Annotated in this window: 21 protein-coding genes; 8 read left to right on the top strand and 13 right to left on the bottom strand. The window is 62.7% G+C overall.

From position 1 onward, the window contains the following. Window positions 1–17: 17 nt before the first annotated feature. Window positions 18–1,157 (bottom strand): acyl-CoA dehydrogenase family protein, encoded by a 1,140-nt coding sequence (locus tag OKQ63_RS09555; RefSeq protein ID WP_264213696.1) that lies wholly within the window; start codon window positions 1,155–1,157, stop codon window positions 18–20. A gap of 222 nt (window positions 1,158–1,379) precedes the next feature. Between OKQ63_RS09555 and OKQ63_RS09550 the strand changes: the two genes are divergently transcribed. Beyond that, entirely contained in the window at window positions 1,380–3,218 is a 1,839-nt protein-coding gene (locus OKQ63_RS09550) for an O-linked N-acetylglucosamine transferase, SPINDLY family protein (RefSeq protein WP_264213695.1), read from the top strand. 89 nt (window positions 3,219–3,307) lie between these two features. Here the strand turns inward: OKQ63_RS09550 and OKQ63_RS09545 are convergent, their stop codons facing one another. The 3 genes from OKQ63_RS09545 to OKQ63_RS09535 all read right to left on the bottom strand — a co-directional run bounded on the left by OKQ63_RS09545 (window position 3,308) and on the right by OKQ63_RS09535 (window position 6,797). Then, window positions 3,308–3,910 (bottom strand): L,D-transpeptidase, encoded by a 603-nt coding sequence (locus OKQ63_RS09545; RefSeq protein ID WP_264213694.1) that lies wholly within the window; start codon window positions 3,908–3,910, stop codon window positions 3,308–3,310. A gap of 148 nt (window positions 3,911–4,058) precedes the next feature. Continuing rightward, window positions 4,059–5,093 carry a fatty acid desaturase gene (locus OKQ63_RS09540; protein WP_264213693.1) on the bottom strand — a complete coding sequence of 345 codons (1,035 nt, stop codon included), beginning with the start codon at window positions 5,091–5,093 and terminating at the stop codon, window positions 4,059–4,061. A gap of 204 nt (window positions 5,094–5,297) precedes the next feature. Next, window positions 5,298–6,797, bottom strand: coding sequence for a CoA-acylating methylmalonate-semialdehyde dehydrogenase (locus OKQ63_RS09535; RefSeq protein WP_264213692.1), 1,500 nt, complete (start codon window positions 6,795–6,797; stop codon window positions 5,298–5,300). Between the two features lie 137 nt (window positions 6,798–6,934). Here OKQ63_RS09535 and OKQ63_RS09530 point away from each other — a divergent pair, with 137 nt between their 5' ends. From OKQ63_RS09530 to coaD, 3 genes are all read left to right on the top strand, one after another. Next, on the top strand, window positions 6,935–7,831 hold the full coding sequence (locus OKQ63_RS09530; RefSeq protein WP_264213691.1) for a LysR family transcriptional regulator: 897 nt from the start codon (window positions 6,935–6,937) through the stop codon (window positions 7,829–7,831). A 55-nt stretch (window positions 7,832–7,886) separates the two neighbouring features. Beyond that, window positions 7,887–8,321, top strand: a complete 435-nt coding sequence (locus OKQ63_RS09525; protein WP_264213690.1) for a CBS domain-containing protein — start codon at window positions 7,887–7,889, stop codon at window positions 8,319–8,321. A gap of 94 nt (window positions 8,322–8,415) precedes the next feature. Next, the gene (gene coaD / locus OKQ63_RS09520) at window positions 8,416–8,916 is read left to right on the top strand and encodes a pantetheine-phosphate adenylyltransferase (RefSeq protein WP_264213689.1); all 501 of its coding nucleotides are present in this window, start codon (window positions 8,416–8,418) and stop codon (window positions 8,914–8,916) included. A gap of 153 nt (window positions 8,917–9,069) precedes the next feature. Here the strand turns inward: coaD and OKQ63_RS09515 are convergent, their stop codons facing one another. Together OKQ63_RS09515 and gap are read right to left on the bottom strand one after the other, a co-directional pair. Next, window positions 9,070–9,213, bottom strand: a complete 144-nt coding sequence (locus OKQ63_RS09515; RefSeq protein WP_264213688.1) for a hypothetical protein — start codon at window positions 9,211–9,213, stop codon at window positions 9,070–9,072. A 75-nt stretch (window positions 9,214–9,288) separates the two neighbouring features. Next, window positions 9,289–10,290: a type I glyceraldehyde-3-phosphate dehydrogenase gene (gene gap, locus OKQ63_RS09510; protein WP_264213687.1), complete on the bottom strand. Its 1,002-nt coding sequence runs from the start codon at window positions 10,288–10,290 to the stop codon at window positions 9,289–9,291. Between the two features lie 246 nt (window positions 10,291–10,536). Between gap and OKQ63_RS09505 the strand changes: the two genes are divergently transcribed. Then, complete coding sequence (locus tag OKQ63_RS09505; RefSeq protein WP_264213686.1) at window positions 10,537–11,496, top strand: DUF808 domain-containing protein; 960 nt, start codon at window positions 10,537–10,539, stop codon at window positions 11,494–11,496. Between the two features lie 333 nt (window positions 11,497–11,829). Beyond that, window positions 11,830–12,249, top strand: a complete 420-nt coding sequence (locus OKQ63_RS09500) for a TrmH family RNA methyltransferase (protein WP_264213685.1) — start codon at window positions 11,830–11,832, stop codon at window positions 12,247–12,249. Between the two features lie 122 nt (window positions 12,250–12,371). Here OKQ63_RS09500 and tkt read toward each other — a convergent pair whose 3' ends face one another. Continuing rightward, window positions 12,372–14,393 (bottom strand): transketolase, encoded by a 2,022-nt coding sequence (gene tkt, locus OKQ63_RS09495; RefSeq protein WP_264213684.1) that lies wholly within the window; start codon window positions 14,391–14,393, stop codon window positions 12,372–12,374. A gap of 243 nt (window positions 14,394–14,636) precedes the next feature. Here tkt and OKQ63_RS09490 point away from each other — a divergent pair, with 243 nt between their 5' ends. Then, the gene (locus tag OKQ63_RS09490; RefSeq protein WP_264213683.1) at window positions 14,637–15,464 is read left to right on the top strand and encodes a coiled-coil domain-containing protein; all 828 of its coding nucleotides are present in this window, start codon (window positions 14,637–14,639) and stop codon (window positions 15,462–15,464) included. Further along, window positions 15,464–15,862, top strand: coding sequence for a cell division protein ZapA (locus OKQ63_RS09485; protein WP_264213682.1), 399 nt, complete (start codon window positions 15,464–15,466; stop codon window positions 15,860–15,862). Before OKQ63_RS09490 ends, OKQ63_RS09485 begins: the two co-directional genes overlap by 1 nt. A gap of 137 nt (window positions 15,863–15,999) precedes the next feature. Here OKQ63_RS09485 and grxD read toward each other — a convergent pair whose 3' ends face one another. The 6 genes from grxD to OKQ63_RS09455 form a co-directional block, all read right to left on the bottom strand. Beyond that, window positions 16,000–16,362, bottom strand: coding sequence for a Grx4 family monothiol glutaredoxin (grxD, locus tag OKQ63_RS09480; protein ID WP_264213681.1), 363 nt, complete (start codon window positions 16,360–16,362; stop codon window positions 16,000–16,002). Then, complete coding sequence (locus tag OKQ63_RS09475; protein ID WP_264213680.1) at window positions 16,359–16,484, bottom strand: hypothetical protein; 126 nt, start codon at window positions 16,482–16,484, stop codon at window positions 16,359–16,361. Before OKQ63_RS09475 ends, grxD begins: the two co-directional genes overlap by 4 nt. A 284-nt stretch (window positions 16,485–16,768) precedes the next feature. Further along, entirely contained in the window at window positions 16,769–17,005 is a 237-nt protein-coding gene (locus tag OKQ63_RS09470) for a BolA family protein (RefSeq protein WP_264213679.1), read from the bottom strand. Window positions 17,006–17,070: 65 nt separating this feature from the next. Then, the gene (locus OKQ63_RS09465) at window positions 17,071–17,589 is read right to left on the bottom strand and encodes a hypothetical protein (protein WP_264213678.1); all 519 of its coding nucleotides are present in this window, start codon (window positions 17,587–17,589) and stop codon (window positions 17,071–17,073) included. 99 nt (window positions 17,590–17,688) lie between these two features. Next, complete coding sequence (gene purL / locus OKQ63_RS09460) at window positions 17,689–19,854, bottom strand: phosphoribosylformylglycinamidine synthase subunit PurL (RefSeq protein ID WP_264213677.1); 2,166 nt, start codon at window positions 19,852–19,854, stop codon at window positions 17,689–17,691. Further along, entirely contained in the window at window positions 19,829–20,134 is a 306-nt protein-coding gene (locus OKQ63_RS09455; RefSeq protein WP_264213676.1) for a hypothetical protein, read from the bottom strand. The genes purL and OKQ63_RS09455 overlap by 26 nt, the downstream gene beginning before the upstream one ends. Window positions 20,135–20,308: the final 174 nt, after the last annotated feature.

Raw genomic sequence — 20,308 nt, 5'->3', positions numbered from 1 at the left:
CCTTAGGCGCCCGCGGGTTAGCCCGCAATCATCTGGCGCGAGACGATCAGGCGCATGATCTCGTTGGTGCCTTCGAGGATCTGGTGCACGCGCAGGTCGCGGACGATCTTTTCCACCCCGTAATCGGCCAGGTAGCCGTAGCCGCCGTGCAGCTGCAGGCAGCCGTTGGCGACATCAAAGGCGGTGTCGGTCACCAGCAGCTTGGCCATGGCGCAGAACTTGCCGGCGTCAGGGGCGCCGGTGTCCAGCTTCCACGCCGCCTGGCGCAGGAAGGTGCGGGCGGCCTGCAGCTTGGTCTCATACTCCGCCAGCCGGAACTGCAGCGCCTGGAACTGGTTGATCGACTTGCCGAAGGCCTTGCGCTCGGACATGTATTGCACGGTCTGGTCCAGTGCCGTCTGGGCCCCGCCCAGCGCGCCGGCCGAGATGTTGAGGCGGCCGCCGTCGAGGCCCGCCATCGCGTAAGTGAAGCCCTTGCCTTCCTCGCCGATCAGGTTGTCTGCCGGGATCCTGCAGTCGTCGAACTGCACCTGCGAGGTGGGCTGTGCCTTCCAGCCCATCTTGTCCTCCAGCGCGCCGAAAGACAGGCCTTTGGCGCCGTCCTCGACCACCACGGTGGAGATCCCCTTGGGGCCGTCCTCGCCGGTGCGGCACATCACGACATAGGCATCGGAATAGGAGCCGCCGGAGATGAACGCCTTGGTGCCGTTCAGCGTGTAGCCGTCATTGCTGCGCTCGGCGCGGGTCTTCAATGCCGCCGCGTCGGAGCCGGAGCCCGGTTCGGTCAGGCAGTAGGAGAAGATCCTCTCCATCGTGCAGAGTGCGGGCAGCCATTTCTGCTTGGTCTCTTCCGAGCCGAACTTGTCGATCATGCCGCCGCACATGTTGTGGATCGACAGGAACGAACCGACCGCGGGGTCGGCCATCGCCAGCGCTTCGAACACCAGGGTGGCATCCAGGCGGCTGAGGCCCGAGCCGCCGTATTCCTCGGAGACGTAAAGCCCCCCGAAACCCAGCTCGGCCAGCTTGGGCCAGAGGGATTTGGGGATCGTGCCGTCCTTTTCCCATTGGCGGGAATGCGGCGCGATGTGTTCCTGCCCAAAGGCATGGGCCATGTCGAAAATGGCCGTCTGTTCCTCAGTCAGTGCGAAATCCATCAGCAGCTCCTCCCGCCAGCGCATGAATTGAACAGTTGTTTATTTAATAGCGCCAGCCGGAGCCTGAGGCAAGCTGCGCAAATGCAAAGCCGCCGTGCAGCAATGCCGCAGGCGGAGGCGGGCGGGGTGAGGAGAATATTAAGAAACTTCGGGGAAACTCGGTCCCAAACAGACAGACTGCAGGTGAATCCTGCGGCACGCATTCCAAAAGGAGTAGACGCAGTGTCGAATTCAGAGGCGCAGCATTTTCTGGCATCCGCAAAGAACGGGGGCGCGGTCGGCAATGGCCCGGCGCCGGATTTTTCGGCAGCCGTTGCCGGCAACGGGCGGGCCGATTTCGCCATGGCCATGCGCCACGGGTTGCTGAATGCCAGGAACGGCACGCCCCAGGAGCAGGCGCAGCAGCTGATGAAGCTTGCCCGCCACAAGGCAATTGAACGCAATCTGAACGATGCGATCTATCTGCTGAAGCTGGCGCTGAAACTGGATGACAGGAACCGCAAGATCCACACAACGCTTGGCGAGGTTCTGGAACTGATGGAATTGCCCGACCAGGCGATCCTGCACCACGTCGACGCGCTGCGCCTGGAACCCAGGAACCCGGAATGCCTCGCCTACATCGGCAGCTACCTGATGCGGATCGCGCAGGACGAGGAAGCGATCAACTATTTCCAGGACACGCTGAAATTCGATCCCTCCAATGAGGTCGTCTTTGCGCGCCTGATGCACCTCAAGCGGCGCAAATGCGACTGGTCCGAAGTCGGCCGGGCGAAAAGGAAGCTCAAGAAACAGTCCGACATCATGAAATCGGTCGACCCGTTCTCCTTCCTGAGCATCGTGGATGATCCCGCAATTCAGCTGAAGTATTCGATCCAGGCCGCCCGGACCAACAAAGTCTGCAAAAAGGAGACCGCCAGCTTCAGCGGGCCGCTGAAGCAATCCGGAAAAATCAGGATCGGCTATTTCTCCTGCGACTTCCTTGACCATGCGACCATGTATCTGATCGGACGGATGTTCGAACTGCATGACCGCGACAGGTTTGAGGTCTATATCTACGACTATGGCACGATGACCGAGCAGGAGGGCCGTGTCCGGGCGGAAAAATCCGCGGATGTGTACCGGCAGGTTGCCGGTGTTGCCAGCGAAACAATCGTCGAGCAAGCCCGCGCGGATTGCCTGGACATTGCCATCGATCTGAAGGGCCATACCAAGGGCAACCGGGTCAACCTGTTCGACCACCGGATGGCGCCGATCCAGATCTCCTACCTCGGATATCCGGGCAGCACCGGGGTCGATGCCATGGATTACATGATTGCCGACCCCGTCGTCCTGCCGCCGAAGTACCGCAAGTATTATACCGAAAAAGTACTGTATATGCCGGACTGCTATCAGTCGAATGATGACGGGCGGCAGGCCTCGGCAGTGAAGCCCACGCGCGCCGACGTCGGGCTTCCGGAAGAGGCGCTGGTGTTCTGCTCCTTCAACAACCCTTACAAGGTTTCGCCCGATGAATTCGAAGTCTGGATGAAACTGATGAAGCTGGTGCCGGACAGCGTGCTTTGGTTCTACGCAAACAATGGCGCGATCCATGAAAACATCCGCGCCGAAGCGAAGAAGCGCGGTGTCGCTCCGGAACGCATCGTCTTTGCCGGCTTTGCCTTGCAGGAGGACCATCTGTCCCGCCTGCCGCTTGCGGATATCTTCCTGGACACGTTCAACGTGAACGCCCACACCACCGCAAGCGACGCCTTGTGGGCGGGGGTCCCGGTGGTGACAAAAGCCGGCAAACAGTTTGCCGCGCGGGTTGCCGCCAGCCTGCTGCATTCGGTGGATCTGGACGAATTGATCGCCGCAACCCCCCAGCAGTACCAGGCGCTTGCCCTGAAACTGGCCCGCGACCCGGCGTATCTGGCTGACGTGAAGGCCCGGTTGCAGGAAAGCATCAAGTCAGGTCCGCTTTATGACACCAAGCGGTTCACCCGGAATTTTGAAGCGCTGATGGAAAAAACCGTGGAGCGGTTCGATGCGGGCCTGAAGCCGGATCACATCAGCCTGAAGTAAGGCAGAGGCGCAGAATCAGGAACGGGCACGGGCCATGCGCCGTGCCCGCTCCTGTTTGCCGCACCGCGCACCGCAGCGGCCGGTCTTGGTTACATCAGCCGGACCTGGGTGCCCACTTCGACCATCTCATAGAGCTCTTCAACGTGCTGGTTGTAGAGGCCGATGCACCCCGACGAGCTCTGCCGCCCGATCTTGCGGGTGTCATGGGTGCCGTGCACCAGATAGGCCGGCCAGTCCAGATACATGGCCCGGGTGCCCAGAGGGTTGCCTTCGACGCCGCCTTCGATGCGGACCGGCAGCGTCGGATCGCGCTCGCGCATCGATGCGGTGGGGGTCCAGCTTGGGTTCTCGCGCTTGCGCACAACCTTGGTGTAGCCGCGCTTGGTCAGATCTTCGGTCATCGGCACCGAGGAAGGGAACAGCCGGTAGGTTTCGCCGTCCGGCCCCCAGTAATGCAGCGCGCGGGAGCTGATGTCGGCCAGCAGGCAGCCGGAGCCCAGCGTGTCGAAATGGTCCTGCCAGTTCTGCTGGGCAAAGGCGGACACATTGCGCTGGACCGGCACTTCTTCGCGGATTGCCGGTTCATCCTGCGGAAAGGCGTCGGTGGACTGTGCGCGCAGAAGGGACGGGACGGCCAGGGTTGCGCCGGCCCCGGTCAGGACGGCACGGCGGGTGATGCGGAGTTTGGTCATGTTACCTCTGCCAAGCTGCTCGAAAACTCCGCCGCAACATAATCACCGGCGCAGGTTTTCCTAGGGGCCGGCATACCGGAAATGGCGCTTCTCACAAGCTTGTGTTGTCAGAGGTGGCGGAAGACCGCCGCCTGCGCCGTCAGCGGGGTCAGCTGTACAGGCTGCGGGCCTGGGCAAAGGACAGCAGGCGCTTGCTGTCTTCATCCCACAGGTGCAGCCGCGCATTGGCCAGGCTTTCGCGGATGGTCATCCGGTTGCCTTCTGCCAGTTCGGTGTGATCGCGCAGGACTTCGGTCAGCCGGTAGAACGGGATCCGGCTGTAGAGGTGGTGCACATGGTGGATGCCGATGTTTGCGCTCAGCCATTGCAGAACCGGCGGCAGTACATAGTGGGAGCTGCCGTGCAAGGCGGCGTCATGCAGCTGCCAGTCTTCTTCCTGCTCCCACTGGGTGGTTTCAAACTGGTGCTGCACATAGAACAGCCACAGACCGGCGGTTGCAGCGATCAGCGTTGCGGGCAGAAAGATCAGCAGCAGCGGCATCAGCCCGCCGAAATACCAGATCACCGCCAGCGCCGCGAAGATCACCGCATTTGTTCCCATGGCGCTGATCCAGTAGCGCATCTGGTTCATCAGCCCGTAGGGAATGCGGTTCTGCAGAAAGAAAAGGTAGCCGGGGCCGAGAACGAACAGCGTGACCGGGTGGCGGTAGATCCGGTACATCAGCTGATCCCAGCGCCCCAGCGCCCGGTATTCGGCCACGGTCAGGGTGTGGATGTCGCCCATGCCGCGCTTGTCCAGGTTGCCGTGGGTGCTGTGGTGGATTGAATGGGTGCGGCGCCAGACATCATACGGCGTCAGGGTCAGCACCCCGATGATGCGCCCGGTCCAGTCGCTGACATGGCGGTTCTTGAAGAAAGACCCGTGCCCGCAATCATGCTGGATGGTGAACAGGCGCAGCAGAAAAGCCGCGATGAGGACGGAAACCGCCAGCGTCAGCCAGTAGCTGACCGACAGCGACCACCAGGCCAGTGCCCACAGAAGCACAAAAGGCACCACCGTTACCGCCAATTCAAACACGCTGCGCAAATGGTCGGGTTCCCGGTAATGGGCCAGAAGCTTGACCCAGTCACGCGCGGTCTTTGCAGTTGCCTGCGGCTGAATTGGTTCGGGGGAGTTGCTCATGCGCCTGCCGTTTTCTGTCTCTTGTTGACCGGATAGACTACTGGCGGCGCGGAACAAGGGAAATTTGGCCACAGGGCGGTCAAATCCGGTCGCGATGCCGAAAAACCCAGTGATCTGGGCTGTCAGGAGGCCATTCCGCAGCGGCTGGCAACAGAAAAGGCCCCGGAACTCCGGGGCCTTTGATTGCGTGCGGCAGGGCTTGCCTCAGTCCATCGCTTTGAAGTTGAACTCGCCGCCTTCCTTGATGCCCGAGGGCCAGCGGGAGGTCACGGTCTTGGTGCGGGTGTAGAATTTGAAGCTGTCGGGGCCGTGCTGGTTCAGGTCGCCGAACATCGACTTCTTCCAGCCGCCGAAAGTGTGATAGGCCAGCGGCACCGGAATCGGCACGTTGATGCCCACCATGCCGATGTTCACCCGGCTGGCGAAATCGCGGGCGGTGTCGCCGTCACGGGTGAAGATCGCGGTGCCGTTGCCGTATTCGTGATCCATCGCCAGCTTCAAGGCTTCCTCGTAAGTGCCTGCACGGACAGTGGAAAGCACCGGGCCGAAGATCTCCTGCTTGTAGATGTCCATGTCGGGGGTGACATGGTCGAACAGATGCGCGCCGACAAAGAAGCCGTCCTCGTATCCCTGCAGTTTGAAGTCGCGGTTGTCGACCACCAGCTTGGCGCCCTGATCGACGCCGGACTGGATCAGGCCCAGGATCCGCTCTTTGGATGCCGCGGTCACGACCGGGCCCAGATCCACGTCGTCGCCGGCGGTGTAGGGGCCGACCTTCAGGGTTTCGATGCGCGGGATCAGCTTTTCGATCAGCTTGTCGGCGGTTTCCTCGCCCACCGGCACCGCAACCGAGATCGCCATGCAGCGTTCGCCGGCCGCGCCGAAGCCGGCACCCACCAGCGCGTCCGCAGCCTGGTCCAGATCGGCGTCGGGCATGATGATCATGTGGTTCTTGGCGCCGCCGAAGCACTGGGCGCGCTTGCCGTTGGCGGTGGCGCGCGAGTAGATGTACTGCGCGATCGGGGTGGAGCCGACGAAGGACACGCCCTGGATGATCTCGCTGTCCAGAATGGTGTCAACCGCCTCGCGGTCGCCGTTCACCACCTGGAACACGCCTTCGGGCAGGCCGGCCTCGACAAACAGCTCCGCCAGCATCAGCGGCACGGAGGGGTCGCGTTCGGACGGCTTCAGCACCACGGCGTTGCCGCAGGCCAGCGCCGGGCCGACGTGCCACAGCGGCATCATGGCGGGGAAGTTGAACGGCATGATCGAGCCGACAACACCCAGCGGCTGGCGCATGGAGTACATGTCGATGCCGGGGCCTGCGCTGTCAGTGAATTCACCCTTCAGCATCTGTGGCGCGCCGACGCAGTATTCGATCACTTCCAGGCCGCGCTGCAGGTCGCCCTTGGCGTCCGGGATGGTCTTGCCGTGCTCGCGGCTCAGCGCTTCGGCCAGCTTGTCCATGTCGCGGTTCATCAGGCCGACCATGGCCATCATCACGCGGGCGCGTTTCTGCGGGTTGGTGGCGCCCCAGGCCGGCTGCGCGGCGGCGGCCTTTTCGATGATCTCTGTGGTTTCAGCAGCGCTGGCCATCGGGCACAGGTACTGCACTTCGCCGGTTGCGGGGTTGAAGACATCGTCAAAGCGGCCCGAGGTGCCGGAAACGAGTTTGCCGTTGATAAAGTGACCGAGTTCTTTCATCGGATCCTCCTCTGTTCATCTTGCCGTCAATCCTAGGCTTGCAAAAATCATCGGAAAAGGGGAAAGATTTCAAAGAGGCTTTGCAGGAACGCAAAAGGTTAACGAAACGTTGGCAGGCAGACGGAGGACCCGTACCGATGGATCCGCAGTGGGATGATATGAAAGTGTTTTTGGCGGTGGCGCGGGAGGCGAGCCTGTCGGGGGCGGGCCGCATCCTGAAGATGGACCCGGCCACTGTGGGCCGCAGGATCGCCCGGTTCGAGGCCGCATTGGAAACCCCGCTGTTCGTGAAATCCCCGCAGGGCTATGCGCTGAGCGCGGCCGGCGACCGGTTGCTGGTCCATGCCGAAGCGGCCGAACAGGCCATGCGCGCCGGCACCGAAGCCCTGAGCGGGCCGAGCGATACGATGTCGGGACAGATCCGCATCGGCGCCCCGGACGGCAGCGCCAATTACATCCTGCCGCAGGTCTGCGTGCAGATCGCCGAGGAGAACCCGGATCTGGATATTCAGATCGTCGCGCTGCCGCGGGTGATCAACCTCAGCCGCCGTGAAGCGGATATGGCCGTCACGGTCAGCGCGCCCACGGCGGGCAAGCTGCTGGTGCAGAAGATCTGCGACTACAACCTGCATCTGGTGGCTTCGCGCCATTACCTGAAGGAGCACCCGCCGATCACCGGGCTGGAGGACCTGAAGGGCCACAAGATGATCGGCTATATCCCGGACATGATCTTTGACAAGGAACTGGATTACCTCAACGACATCGGCATCGAGCGGGTGGCGCTGGCCTCCAATTCGGTGTCGGTGCAGATCAAGATGGCGGCGCAGGGCACCGGGCTGTGCGTGGCGCATGACTTCAGCCTGCCGGCCCACCGGATGCTGCGCAAGATCCTGACCGACAAGGTGAGTCTGACCCGCAGTTTCCACCTGGTGCGCCATCAGGGCGACCAGCGCAGCGAGCGGCTGAACCGCTTTGCCCAGGCGCTGTCCAGGGGCATCCGCGACGAGGTGGCCCGGCTGGAAGCCTTGACTTAAAGCTGCGTTGCGGCAAACCTTGCTGTTACGCATTAAAATCACGGAGGTCTGCAGCGTGCTCGTTCAGGTCATTTTGAAGTCCAAGGCCACCAACGGCGTGGTCACGATCAAGCCGGATGCCAGCGTATCTGAAGCTGCCAAGCTTTTGGCCGCGAACAAATTCGGCTCCGTTGTCGTTTCGGCGGATGGAGAAAAGCCCGACGGTATCCTGTCGGAGCGGGACATCGTGCGGGAACTTGCCGCCACCGGGTCAGGCTGCCTGAGCAAGCCGGTCGGCGACTATATGACGCGCAAGCTGGTGACCTGCACCAGCCAGTCGAATGTCGGCGAGGTTCTGAAGCAGATGACGGACGGGCGTTTCCGCCACATGCCGGTTGTCGAGGGTGAAAAACTTGTGGGAATTGTGACACTTGGCGATGTCGTCAAGGCGCAGCTGGCACAGGTGGCGATGGAGAAGGATGCCCTGCAGGACATGATCATGGGGCACTGAGCCGCAACAGCGGTTCCGTATTTCTGCCCTCTTGCAATGCCGGCCGCATTTATGTTTGCGTGTGCAGAAATTCTGACAAGGCAGGAGGCCTCCCATGCGTGTGGGTCTGTATCCAGGCACTTTCGACCCGATAACCCTCGGGCATATCGACATCATCCGCCGCGCCAGCGCGCTGGTGGACAAGCTGGTCATCGGCGTGGCGATCAACCGTGACAAGGGGCCGCTGTTCAACCTGGAAGAGCGGGTGGAGATGATCGAGGCCGAATGCGCCAAGCTCAGCGCCGAGACCGGCACCGAGATCATCGCGCATCCGTTCGAGAACCTGCTGATCGATTGCGCCCGCGATGTCGGCGCCCAGATCATCGTGCGCGGCCTGCGCGCGGTTGCCGATTTCGAGTATGAGTTTCAGATGGTCGGCATGAACCGGGCGCTCGACAGTTCGATCGAGACCGTCTTCCTGATGGCCGAGGCGCGGCATCAGGCCATTGCCTCGAAACTGGTCAAGGAAATTGCCCGGTTGGACGGCGATGTCTCGAAATTCGTCACCCCGCTGGTCAAGGACAGGCTTCTGGGGCGGCTGGGCAAGGCCGGCTGAGATCTGCCGCAGTCCGGGCGGCAAACAGGCAAAGCCGGGCTGACGCCCGGCTTTGTGCTTTCGGCGGCGCGCTGCGCGCGCGGGCGGGGGCTGACGCCCCCGCAGGCTTTGGGGAAGGGACCTGGAGCTTTCGCAAGCAGCGCCGCGCGGGGATCAGCGCCAGAAGGCCACCCAGTCGATCAGGGCGAAGAACTTCTTGCCGAGGAAGATCATGTGCAGGTCACCGAACAGGGCGATGTCGGTCACGGCGGCGGCGATCAGGAACAGGCCGAGGAAAATCGCAATCCGGTTGGTCATCAAAGCTCCGCCGCAAAAGAATACGCCCGCCCAGATAACCTGAGCGGGCGTGGTTTCTCAAGGGGTTGGGCTGATTCAGCCCAGATTGCCCATGGCAACCGCAACGTCGGCCATGCGCACCGAGAAGCCCCATTCGTTGTCGTACCAGGCCAGCACCCGCACCATGCGGTCGTCGACCACGCGGGTCTGGTCGGGGGCAAAGATCGAGCTTTCCGGCGAGTGGTTGAAGTCAACCGAGACCAGCGGCGCCGGCTCATAGCCCAGCACGCCCTTCATCGGGCCTTCGGCGGCTTCCTTGACGGCGGCGTTGACCTGCTCGGCGGTTACATCGCGGCCGGCGCGGAAGGTCAGGTCGACGGCGGAGACATTCGGGGTCGGCACGCGGATGGCGGAGCCGTCCAGGCGGCCTTTCAGGTTCGGCAGCACTTCCCCCAGGGCCTTGGCGGCGCCGGTCGAAGTCGGGATCATCGACATGGCGGCAGCGCGGGCGCGGTAAAGGTCGCTGTGGCGGCGGTCCAGGGTCGGCTGGTCGCCGGTGTAGGCGTGGATGGTGGTCATGATGCCGTGCTCGATGCCAAAGGCCTCGTCCAGCACCTTTGCCAGCGGCGCCAGGCAGTTGGTGGTGCAGGAGCCGTTGGAGATCATGGTGTCGGTGGCTTCCAGCTGGTCGTGGTTGACGCCATAGACAATGGTCTTGTCGACGTTCTTGCCGGGTGCGGACAGCAGCACTTTCTTGGCGCCGCGCTCCAGATGCGCCTTGGCCTTCTCGCCGTCGTTGAACTTGCCGGTGCATTCCAGCACCACGTCGCAGCCGGACCAGTCCAGCTCACCCATGTCGTAGGTGGAGAACATCTGCATGTCGCCGCGGCCCAGGTTCATGGTGCCGTCGCCGATGGTCACTTCGCCGGGGAAACGGCCATGCACGCTGTCGTATTTGATCAGGTGCGCTGCGGTGTCCAGCGGGCCGGTGGCGTTCACCTTGATCACTTCGATGTCGTCGCGGCCGGAGGCGGCGATGTGCGACAGGGTGCAGCGGCCGATGCGGCCAAATCCGTTGATCCCGACTTTGATGGTCATGAGTTACGTCTCCAAGCGAGCAAATACCTTTGGCCGCCATATAGACCGGTGCAGATGTGGTCTAAAGGGGTAAAAGCGTCATTAAATGAAACTGTTAGCGCAAAATGCGGCTGGTGGCGTTAACGGTTTGCCCCGGTGGCGTTAACGGCGGTTTGCGGTTCCGCAGGCGGTGGCGCTAACGCTTGTGCTGCGGCGCGGAAGCGGGCAGATTGCCCGCAAACGCGGACAGGGATTGAGGGATTTGGCATGAGCGGTTTGCTGGCGCTTCTGGATGACGTGGCGGGGATTGCCAAGGTGGCGGCGGCCTCGGTCGATGATGTGGCGGCGGCGGCGGGCAAGGCCGGTGCCAAGACCGCAGGCGTGATCATCGACGATGCCGCGGTGACGCCCAAGTACCTGCAGGGCTTTGCGCCTGCGCGCGAGCTGCCGATCATCTGGCGCATCACCCGCGGGTCGCTGTTCAACAAGCTGATCCTGCTGCTGCCCGTCGCGATGCTGCTGGCCAATTTCGCGCCCTGGGCGATCACGCCTTTGCTGATGCTGGGCGGCTGCTACCTGTGTTTCGAGGGTGCCGAGAAGATCTTTCACGTGCTGTTTCCCCATGTCAGCCACGCGATCGACGAGGACATGAGCGTCAAGGATCCCGGCCATCTGGAGGAGGAGAAGATCAAGGGGGCGATCAAGACCGACTTCATCCTGTCGGCGGAGATCATGACCATTTCGCTGGCCGCGATCGAGGCGCCGAATGTCTGGATGCAGGCGGCAACCCTGGCGGTGGTTGCAATCGGCGTGACGCTGGCGGTCTACGGCTCTGTCGCGCTGATCGTGAAGATGGATGATGTCGGGCTGTATCTGGCCGAGAACGCCCGCACCGAGCTGGGCCGCGGGCTGGGGCGCGGGCTGGTCAAGTTCATGCCGGTGCTGATGAAGATCCTGTCGGTGGTCGGCACCGCGGCGATGCTGTGGGTCGGCGGCTCCATCATCATCCACGGGCTGGAGGTGCTGGGCTTTGGCTGGCTGGGCCAGTTGATCCACGACTGGGCCTATACCGCGGGCCACGCGGCGCCTGAGGGATGGATGGGTGCTACCGAATGGATTGCCAAGGCGGGCATGGACGGGGTGTTCGGCCTAGCGCTGGGGCTGCTGCTGATCCCGCTGGCGAGCAAGGTGATTGTGGCGGTATCAGGAAAAAAGAACGATCATTAGCTGCCTTTTGGGAGTCTAAGCAAAGCCAACAAGCCAGGGATCTGGTTCACCCTCTAAAAATATTACGCTGTCAATATTGAGGCATATTATGAATGATGACGCACCCAAAAAGTCAAAGCCATCGGTTCGAAAACGGGCGGATGCAATTAAGGCGTTTCGTTGCAAGAATTTGCTTGCTGTAATTGAAAATCCGGAAGACATCAAAAATATTGGGACTGTTATCCGGAACGTGAACGCTCTCGGTGTCGAAAAGTCTACGTAGTAGACCCTCGAAAGGCGCTCCCCGAGGATTGGGAGGATATGCGAGAGAGGAGGTCGCTCTCTAGAACATCCGTGTCTGCTGTAAAATGGACATTCGTAAAGCGCTTTGACAGCACGGCTGTATGCATCGAACATCTGGAGAAGAACGGGTTTGTTTCTATTGCGACCTCTCCACATGTGAAAGGTAAGACCAACGTGTATCTGCATGAGGGGGATTTTACCCATCATGCAAAGCTGGCTGTTTGGTTTGGGAACGAAAAGCACGGTATAAGCGAGCTTGCCGTTGAACACAGCGAAATGTGTGTCTCGATCCCGATGTTCGGCATGATCGAAAGCTTAAATCTTGGTACGAGCTCCGGCATTGTCTTGTATGAAGTCGCAAAACAGCGGCGCGAGTATCAGAGCAAATATCATAGCAGCAGAAAAATGAGGAAACGTTCCAAGCCCTTGCCAACTGTAATGCCCCGCGAGGACGATACGTCTTTAAGTTAAGCGTTTGGAATGTGAGAAACTGGTAAGCAAAAGAGCAATCAATTCGAAAGTGAGAATTGCTCGAACCAGAGGCAACGAAGGACACCCGATTGGGTGCCCTTTCTGTCTTATAGCCGCTTCGCTCAGCCCAGCAGCTCTTTCACCTTGGCCACTGTGCCCTCAGCGGTGATGCCGAAGCGCTCAAACAGCTCGCCTGCCGGGGCGGAGGCGCCGAAGCGGTCCATGCCGACGAAACCGGCTTTCTTCTCCTGGCCGCGCTCGCCCAAGAGCCAGCGGTCCCAGCCGCCGTCGCGCACGGCTGCCTCGATGCCCACGCGCACCGGGCCCGCGGGCAGGACCTTGCGGCGGTAGGCTTCGTCCTGCTGCGCAAACAGCTCCATGCAGGGCATGGAGACGACGCGGGTGCCGATGCCTTCCGCTTCCAGCTTGGCCTTGGCTTCCATCGCAACGGAAACCTCGGAACCGGTGGCGATCAGGATCACCTGGCGCTTGTTCTCGGCCTCGGCCAGCACATAGGCGCCTTTTTCGACCATGTTGCTGAGCTTGTGCTCGGTGCGCACGGTCGGCAGGTTCTGGCGGGTCAGCGCCAGCACCGAGGGGGTGTCCTTGGAGGTGATGGCGATTTCCCAGGCCTCGGCGGTTTCCACGGTGTCGGCGGGGCGGAACACATAGGTGTTCGGGGTCGCGCGGCAGATCGCCAGATGCTCGACCGGCTGGTGGGTCGGGCCGTCTTCGCCGACGCCGATCGAGTCGTGGGTCATCACAAACACGGTCGGGATTTTGGACAGCGCGGCCAGGCGCATCGCCGGGCGGGCATAGTCGGTGAAGCAGAAGAAGGTGCCTCCGTAAGCGCGCACGCCGCCGTGCAGCACCATGCCGTTCATCGCTGCGGCCATGCCGTGCTCGCGGATGCCCCAGTAGATGTAGCGGCCCTTGCGGTTGTCGGTGTCAAACACGCCGAGATCGCCGGTCTTGGTGTTGTTGGAGCCGGTGAGGTCGGCGGAGCCGCCCACGGTTTCCGGCATGATCGGGTTGATCACTTCCAGCGCCATTTCCGACGATTTGCGGGTCGCGACCTTGGGCTGCGTCTCGGACACCTGCTTTTTCAGCGCCTTGATGGCAGCCGACAGCTTCTTGGGCGCCTCCAGTGCATAGGCGCGGTTGAACCGGTCCTGCTTCTGCTGCGACAGCTCGGCAAAGCGGGCTTCCCAGGCTTCGCGCTCGGATTTGCCGCGGGCACCGATCTCTTCCCACTGGGATTTGATCGCGGCCGGGATCTCGAACGCACCGCCGGTCCAGCCATAGGCATCCTTGGCCGCCTGCAGCTGGTCCTTGTCGGTGAGCGCGCCGTGGCCCTTGGAAGTGTCCTGCGCGGCGTGGCCCAGGGCGATGTGCGTCTTGCAGGCGATCATCGACGGCTTCTTGGACTTCTTGGCGGCCTCGATGGCCTCGTCGATGGCCTTGGGGTCGTGGCCGTCGATTTCCAGCACCTGCCAGCCGGAGGCCTTGAAGCGCTGCACCTGGTTGGTGCGGTCGCTGAGCTCGACGCTGCCGTCGATGGTGATGTTGTTGTTGTCCCAGAACACAATCAGCTTGCCCAGGCTGTGGCGCCCGGCCAGACCAATGGCTTCCTGGCTGATGCCTTCCATCAGGCAGCCGTCGCCGGCGATCACATAGGTGTGGTGATCGACAACCTTGCGCCCGTAATGCGCGCGCTGCATTTCTTCTGCCATGGCAAAGCCGACGGCGTTGGACAGGCCCTGGCCCAGCGGGCCGGTGGTGACCTCGACCGCGTCGATCAGGAAGTTCTCCGGGTGGCCCGCGGTGATGGCGCCGGTCTGGCGGAAGTTCTTGATCTGGTCGAGCGTGACCTGGCGGTCGCCGGCCAGATACAGCAGCGCATAGATCAGCATCGAGCCGTGGCCCGCCGACAGGATGAAGCGGTCGCGGTCCGGCCAGGCCGGGTTGGATGCATCGAATTTGAGGTGCTTTTCGAACAGCACGGTCGCCACATCGGCCATGCCGATCGGCATGCCGGTGTGCCCGGAATTGGCGGCGGCGACGGCGTCCAGAGCCAGCGCGCGGATGGCGGCGGCCTTGTTCCAATGGTCGGGATTGGCGGTGCGCAGGGCTGTCAGGTCCACTTGGATCGTCCTTTGGCGTTAACAGGCAATTGCTGCGCTCAATAACAGCGATGCCGCAAAGATCAAGCACGGTTGCGCGCATGTCTGCTGGCGTGCGCGAAGTTGGCGCGGCAAGTGGTTGAAACACAAGGGGGGGTGATTTATTCCTGAAAGGGAAGAACTGGCCCATGTCGGCGGCAGATCTGCGATTCGTGCAGACACCGGAAAGAAAATGGAACTGATGTGGACGGGTGAGGGACAGGCATGAACCAGATTGAAGAATTGCAAGGCCGCATCCAGGCCGCGCTGGAGCGCATCGGCGCGGGCGCAGCTGCACTGCAGGAGGCCCGCGCCGCGGACAGGTCCAAGGCCGAAGAAGCGGCCGCCGAGGCGGTCAAGGCGGCGGAAGCCTCTGCGGCCGGCGCTGCCAATGCGGAGCTTGAGCAGGCGCTTGACGAGGAAAAGACCGCAAATGCCCAGCTCGAAGAACGGGTAAAGGTGCTGCATGCCCGGTTGCAGGAGGCCGAAAGCAAGCCGTCTGCCGGCATCGGGGATATCGCTGCAATGGAAGCGGAATTGCAGCTGCTGCGCAACGAAGCCGGCGATCCGGCCGAAAAAAAGGCGTTGCGGGCGGAAGTTGCCCGTCTCAAGGGAGAACTGGAAGCGGCGGCAAACACCTCAGCCAGCGAGAGGGAAGCGCTGGAAGACCAGCTTTCCGAAGCCCAGGCCGCCAATGACAGCCTGAAAGCGCAGCTGGAACAGGCACAATCGTCAGCCGGGGCGTCCGCGGATCCGGTTCAGGACATCGGCGCCGAAGCCGGGCAGCAGAACGAAACCCTGCTGCGGCTGGACGCCGAACTGCAGCACCTGCGCCAGGCAAATGAGGAATTGCGGGCCTCCAACACCGCGCTGCGCGAAGCCAACGCGCAAAGTCTCGGCGACGCCGGGCTGATCAATTCGGCAATGGAAGCCGAGATCGAAGGCCTGCGCGCCGCCCAAGCCAGTGACCAGGCCCAGGTCAATGCGGTGCTGGCCAAGCTGGAGCCGCTGCTGGCCAATGCCCGCAACCTGCCGGAAGGGGAGGAAGTGTGATGCCCGAAGTGACCATTCATATCGGCGGCCGCGGCTTTGAGGTTTCCTGCCAGGAGGGCGAGGAAAGCTATCTGCACTCCGCCGCAAAGATGCTGGATGACGAGGCCCAGGTGCTGTCGGACCAGATCGGAAGGATGCCCGAGGCGCGGATGCTGCTGATGGCCGGGCTGATGCTGGCCGACAAAACCGCCGCCGTCGAGGACCGGATCAAGGAAGTGGAGGCCACGCTGGCCGAACGCGAGCAGGAACTGGCGGAGCTGCGTGCCGCGCCCGCACCGGAGCCCGAGCGGATCGAGGTGCCGGTGGTGCCGCCGCAGATCACCGAGAGCCTGGCAGAGCTGGCGGCGCGGACCGAGGCATTGGCCCAGGAGATCGAAGAAAAGGCCGCCGCTGAATGAAACCGGGCGGGGCCGGACGGAGACGGCTGGCGGCTCCAGCGGGCAGCTGCGCTGACCGCCGAGTGGACATAGGGCAATAAAAAAAATGGCCTGCCGGATGCGGTTCCGGCAGGCCTTTTTCGTGTCAGCAGTCCGGCTCAGGCGTTGGCTTCGCGGATTTTGTCTGCGGCGTCTTTGTTGAAGGTGATGCCGTTTTCATCGAACAGGCTGTCCAGTTCGGACGACAGGGCCATCTCGGTGATGATGTCGCAGCCGCCGACGAATTCGCCCTTCACATAGAGCTGCGGGATGGTCGGCCAGTCGGAATATTCCTTGATGCCGGCGCGGATGTCCTCGTCGGCCAGCACGTTCACATCGGTGTAATCCACGCCGATGTAGTTCAGCACCGCCGCCACGCGCGAGGAGAAGCCGCACTGGGGCATTTCCTTGGTGCCTTTCATGAACAGCACCACGTCGCTGGCTTTGACGGTTTCGTCGATGCGGGTCTTTACGTCGGTCATTTATCCATTTCCTCCTGGCGTTTCAGCCGGTCGCGGTTTGTTTCGATATAGGGGAGAAGTTTGAAAAAGGTAAGCCCTGCCAGCAAGGCAATTGCAGCGATGGCGGTCAGGATGTCGGCCAAGGTCCTGCCTTTCAGCTATGGCTTCAGCCTTAGGAACCAGAACGGCGCCGGCTGCTGATTGCCGCAGCGCAAACTCTGCCGCGGTTTTGAGCGCGCGGTCAGGCCATGCGCTCTTGCTTTTCCAGCTCTGGTCCGACGTCCGGTTCAGGATGGTTTCCATCCAACGGCATGCAGGGCAGGCCCGGCGGTTTGGGCCCTTCTTTCCACGTGAGGAAAGCGGGACCCACGCGAAACCAGTCCCCCCGCAGGACCAAGCCGCCGCCAATGGCACAGGGGAGTTCTCTTTACTCCGGTGCCTTGGTGGTCAGCGCCAGCGCGTGCAGCTCACCGTCGGGGCCGTCCATCTTGCCTTTCAATGCGGCATAGACGGCGCGCTGCTGCTGGACGCGGTTCTTGCCGCGGAAGCTTTCGTCAACAACCATGGCGGACATATGCACGCCATCGCTTCCGGCCACCTGGATTTCGGCGTCGGGAAAGCTCTGGCGCAGCAGTTCTTCGATTTCGTGGGCTTGCATGGGCATCCGGGGAAGTCCTTTGTCTTGTTTGGTAAAAATGTAGGTGGGCACCGGAAGCTGTGCAAGCAGGATTAGCGGCTGCTTTGCGCAAAGGGCGCCAGTCTTTCCACAAATTCAGGCAGTTCTGCCAGGGCATCCTGCACGCTGTCTTCCGTGAAATCCCAGACAGACGTGGGGGCCGGCGGACACAGCGCGCGGGTCAGCGCGGCGCATCGGCTGCGCAGGCTGTCCGGCAAGTGCAGGGCGGCGGCTTCTTCCAGCACCAGCAGCGCCTCGTGGATGGGCCGCAGCACGCGCAGGGCATAGGTCATGTGCGGCAAAAGGTCGGGGTCGTCGCGCCAGGTTTCGCCGTCGAACAGAGCCTGCGTGACGCGCTGGCCCGCGCCGGCGCAGGAATACGCCACGCAGCCGCCGAAGCCGCAGGCGGCAAGGCCGCTGTGGATCGTGCAGCGGAAATCCGGGCCAAGGTTGGGGCAGGGCGTGTCCGCATCCTTGAGCAGGCCAAAGTCTTCATGCGCTTCAAACGGGTAGGCCACACAGCACAGGGCGGCGCAGCGGCTGCAGTCCTCTTTCAGTTCAGGAAGGGTCAAGGGCCGGTCCCCGGTTCGAATGAAAGGGCGGGATGACACTGCCATCCCGCCCTTGAGCATCTGCTTGCCGCGCCGCCCTGTAAAGGCGGTGCGTTTTTATCAGGCCACGGCTGCCGCAAAGCTGGAGCGGAAGACCTCCTTCAGCTCGGCCAGCGGGGCTTCGGAGCCGCCGATTTTCACCATGTCGCCGCCGAATTTGCCGACGGAGGTGATGGTGACACCGGCCTGGCCTGCGGCCAGCATCAGCGCCTCGGCCTGGTCGAAGTTGCAGGCGATCAGGTAGCGGGCCTGATCCTCGCCAAAGACGGTCGGGGTGTCGCCCGCGTCGATCTGCACGCCGACGCCGGCTTCCTCGGCCAGCTCGAACGCGGCCAGCGCCAGGCCGCCGTCTCCGAGGTCGGTGCAGGCCTTGATCAGCTCACGGTTGGCGCGGATGAATTCGCCGTTGCGTTTTTCGGCTTCCAGATCGACAGCCGGGGCGTCGCCGTCCTCGCGGTTGAAGACTTCCGCCAGCAGCGCCGACTGGCCCAGATGGCCCAGGGTTTCGCCCACCAGCAGGGCGACATGGCCGTCGCGGGCCTCGCCGATGATCGGCTCTTCGCCGGCCGCAATCAGGCCCACGGCGCCGATGGTCGGGGTCGGCAGAATGCCCTTGCCGTCGGTTTCATTATAGAGCGACACGTTGCCGGACACGATCGGCATGTCGAGCGCGGCAACCGCCTCGCCGATGCCCTTGATGGCGCCGACGAACTGGCCCATGATCTCGGGCTTTTCCGGGTTGCCGAAGTTCAGGTTGTCGGTGGTCGCCAGCGGCTTGGCACCCACGGCGGTCAGGTTGCGGTAGGCTTCGGCCACCGCCTGCTTGCCGCCCTCGAACGGGTTCGCCTTGACGTAGCGCGGGGTCACGTCGGAGGTGAACGCCAGCTTCTTATCGGTGCCATGCACCCGGATGATGCCGGAGCCTGCGCCCGGCCGGCGCTGGGTGTCGCCCATTACGGTGGTGTCGTACTGCTCGTAAACCCACTGCTTGCCGGCATAGTTCGGCGAGGACAGCAGCGCCTTGAGACCGTCGATCGGGTCGATGGTCGGCACGTCGGCGTCGGTCAGCGGTTCGGCCGCGGGGGTGGGGACCCAGGGGCGGTCGTATTCCGGCGCGGTGGAGGACAGCTTGGACAGCACCAGATCGGCCTTCACTTCGCCGTTGTGCATGATCAGGAAGCGGTCTTCGGCGATGGTCTCACCCACGATGGCGAAATCCAGGTCCCATTTCTCGAACACCGCGCGCGCCTCGGCTTCCAGCTCCGGCTTCAGCACCATCAGCATCCGCTCCTGGGATTCAGACAGCATCATCTCGTAGGCGGTCATGTTCTGCTCGCGCTGCGGCACCTTTTCCAGATCCAAACGCACGCCCAGTTTGCCCTTGTCGCCCATTTCCACGGCCGAACAGGTGAGGCCGGCCGCGCCCATGTCCTGGATCGAGATCACCGCGCCGGTCTGCATCAGCTCCAGCGTGGCTTCCATCAGCCGCTTTTCGGTGAAGGGGTCGCCGACCTGAACGGTGGGACGCTTTTCCTCGATGGTGTCGTCGAATTCGGCAGACGCCATGGTGGCGCCGCCAACCCCGTCGCGGCCGGTCTTGGCGCCGAGGTACACGACCGGCATGCCAACGCCGGAGGCGGCGGAGTAGAAAATCGAGTCGGTCTTGGCCAGGCCCGCCGCAAAGGCGTTGACCAGGCAGTTGCCGTTATAGGCGGGGTGGAAGCGGACTTCGCCGCCCGCGCAAGGCACGCCAAAGCAGTTGCCGTAGCCGCCGATGCCCTCAACCACGCCGTTGACCAGCTGGCGGGTCTTGGGGTGGGACGGCTCGCCGAAGGACAGCGAGTTCATCGAGGCGATGGGGCGCGCGCCCATCGTGAAGACGTCGCGCAGGATGCCGCCGACGCCGGTGGCCGCGCCTTGATACGGCTCGATGTAAGAGGGGTGGTTGTGGCTTTCCATCTTGAACACCACGGCGTCGCCGTCGCCGATATCCACGATGCCGGCGTTCTCGCCAGGGCCGCAGATCACCTGCGGGCCGTCGGTCGGCAGGGTGCGCAGCCACTTCTTGGACGACTTATAGGAGCAGTGCTCGTTCCACATCGCCGAGAAGATGCCCAGCTCGGTGAATGTCGGCTCCCGCCCGATGATTTCGAGGATCAGATCGTATTCCTCGGGCTTCAGCCCGTGATTGGCAATCAGTTCAGGCGTGATGGCGGGTTCCTGCATCCGTAAACGTCCCCAATGGCTGCGATTGCGCGCCTTTTAGGGCAAGGAACGGCGCGGGGGAAGCGGAATTAGGTGAATCCTTGGCAGATGCCGCCAGAGGCGTCTTTGCGCCGCAGAAGGCAGGCAGCAGGGCGCGGCAAAGCTGCAGGCTTTTCAAAGCGATGGATATTCCGGCACGTTGTGCAAAATGCGCCGGAAATGCAAGCATGGCGAAAGTACGCCCGGACAGGAAAAAAATTTCCGGTGGCGGGATTTGCGGCGGCTTCTTATCCAGGGACAAGCCCCGGCCGTGCGCAGAGGAACCCCGGCTGGCGCCGGCGGGCAGCATTGCGCCCGGAAGGCCCGCCGGGAAAACCGATTGTCCTGCAAGGGGTTGCGGCCAAAAAAAAGGCCGAGCACTAAGCTCGGCCGAAGTCCAACAGGGAGGTATGAAGGGGGGCAAGGCCGCCGCCTT

This window comes from Leisingera thetidis (assembly GCF_025857195.1).
Lineage (GTDB): Bacteria > Pseudomonadota > Alphaproteobacteria > Rhodobacterales > Rhodobacteraceae > Leisingera > Leisingera thetidis.
Note: the sequence above shows the minus strand (reverse complement) of the source record. Positions and strands in the feature narration are given on the sequence as shown.

Coding starts and splice junctions, on each gene's coding strand:
- OKQ63_RS09555 (WP_264213696.1), bottom strand. CDS start 1,157: ATGGATTTCGCACTGACTGAGGAACAGACGGCCATTTTCGACATGGCC.
- OKQ63_RS09545 (WP_264213694.1), bottom strand. CDS start 3,910: ATGACCAAACTCCGCATCACCCGCCGTGCCGTCCTGACCGGGGCCGGC.
- OKQ63_RS09540 (WP_264213693.1), bottom strand. CDS start 5,093: ATGAGCAACTCCCCCGAACCAATTCAGCCGCAGGCAACTGCAAAGACC.
- OKQ63_RS09535 (WP_264213692.1), bottom strand. CDS start 6,797: ATGAAAGAACTCGGTCACTTTATCAACGGCAAACTCGTTTCCGGCACC.
- OKQ63_RS09530 (WP_264213691.1), top strand. CDS start 6,935: ATGGATCCGCAGTGGGATGATATGAAAGTGTTTTTGGCGGTGGCGCGG.
- coaD (WP_264213689.1), top strand. CDS start 8,416: ATGCGTGTGGGTCTGTATCCAGGCACTTTCGACCCGATAACCCTCGGG.
- OKQ63_RS09515 (WP_264213688.1), bottom strand. CDS start 9,213: ATGACCAACCGGATTGCGATTTTCCTCGGCCTGTTCCTGATCGCCGCC.
- gap (WP_264213687.1), bottom strand. CDS start 10,290: ATGACCATCAAAGTCGGGATCAACGGATTTGGCCGCATCGGCCGCTGC.
- OKQ63_RS09505 (WP_264213686.1), top strand. CDS start 10,537: ATGAGCGGTTTGCTGGCGCTTCTGGATGACGTGGCGGGGATTGCCAAG.
- OKQ63_RS09490 (WP_264213683.1), top strand. CDS start 14,637: ATGAACCAGATTGAAGAATTGCAAGGCCGCATCCAGGCCGCGCTGGAG.
- OKQ63_RS09485 (WP_264213682.1), top strand. CDS start 15,464: ATGCCCGAAGTGACCATTCATATCGGCGGCCGCGGCTTTGAGGTTTCC.
- grxD (WP_264213681.1), bottom strand. CDS start 16,362: ATGACCGACGTAAAGACCCGCATCGACGAAACCGTCAAAGCCAGCGAC.
- OKQ63_RS09470 (WP_264213679.1), bottom strand. CDS start 17,005: ATGCCCATGCAAGCCCACGAAATCGAAGAACTGCTGCGCCAGAGCTTT.
- purL (WP_264213677.1), bottom strand. CDS start 19,854: ATGCAGGAACCCGCCATCACGCCTGAACTGATTGCCAATCACGGGCTG.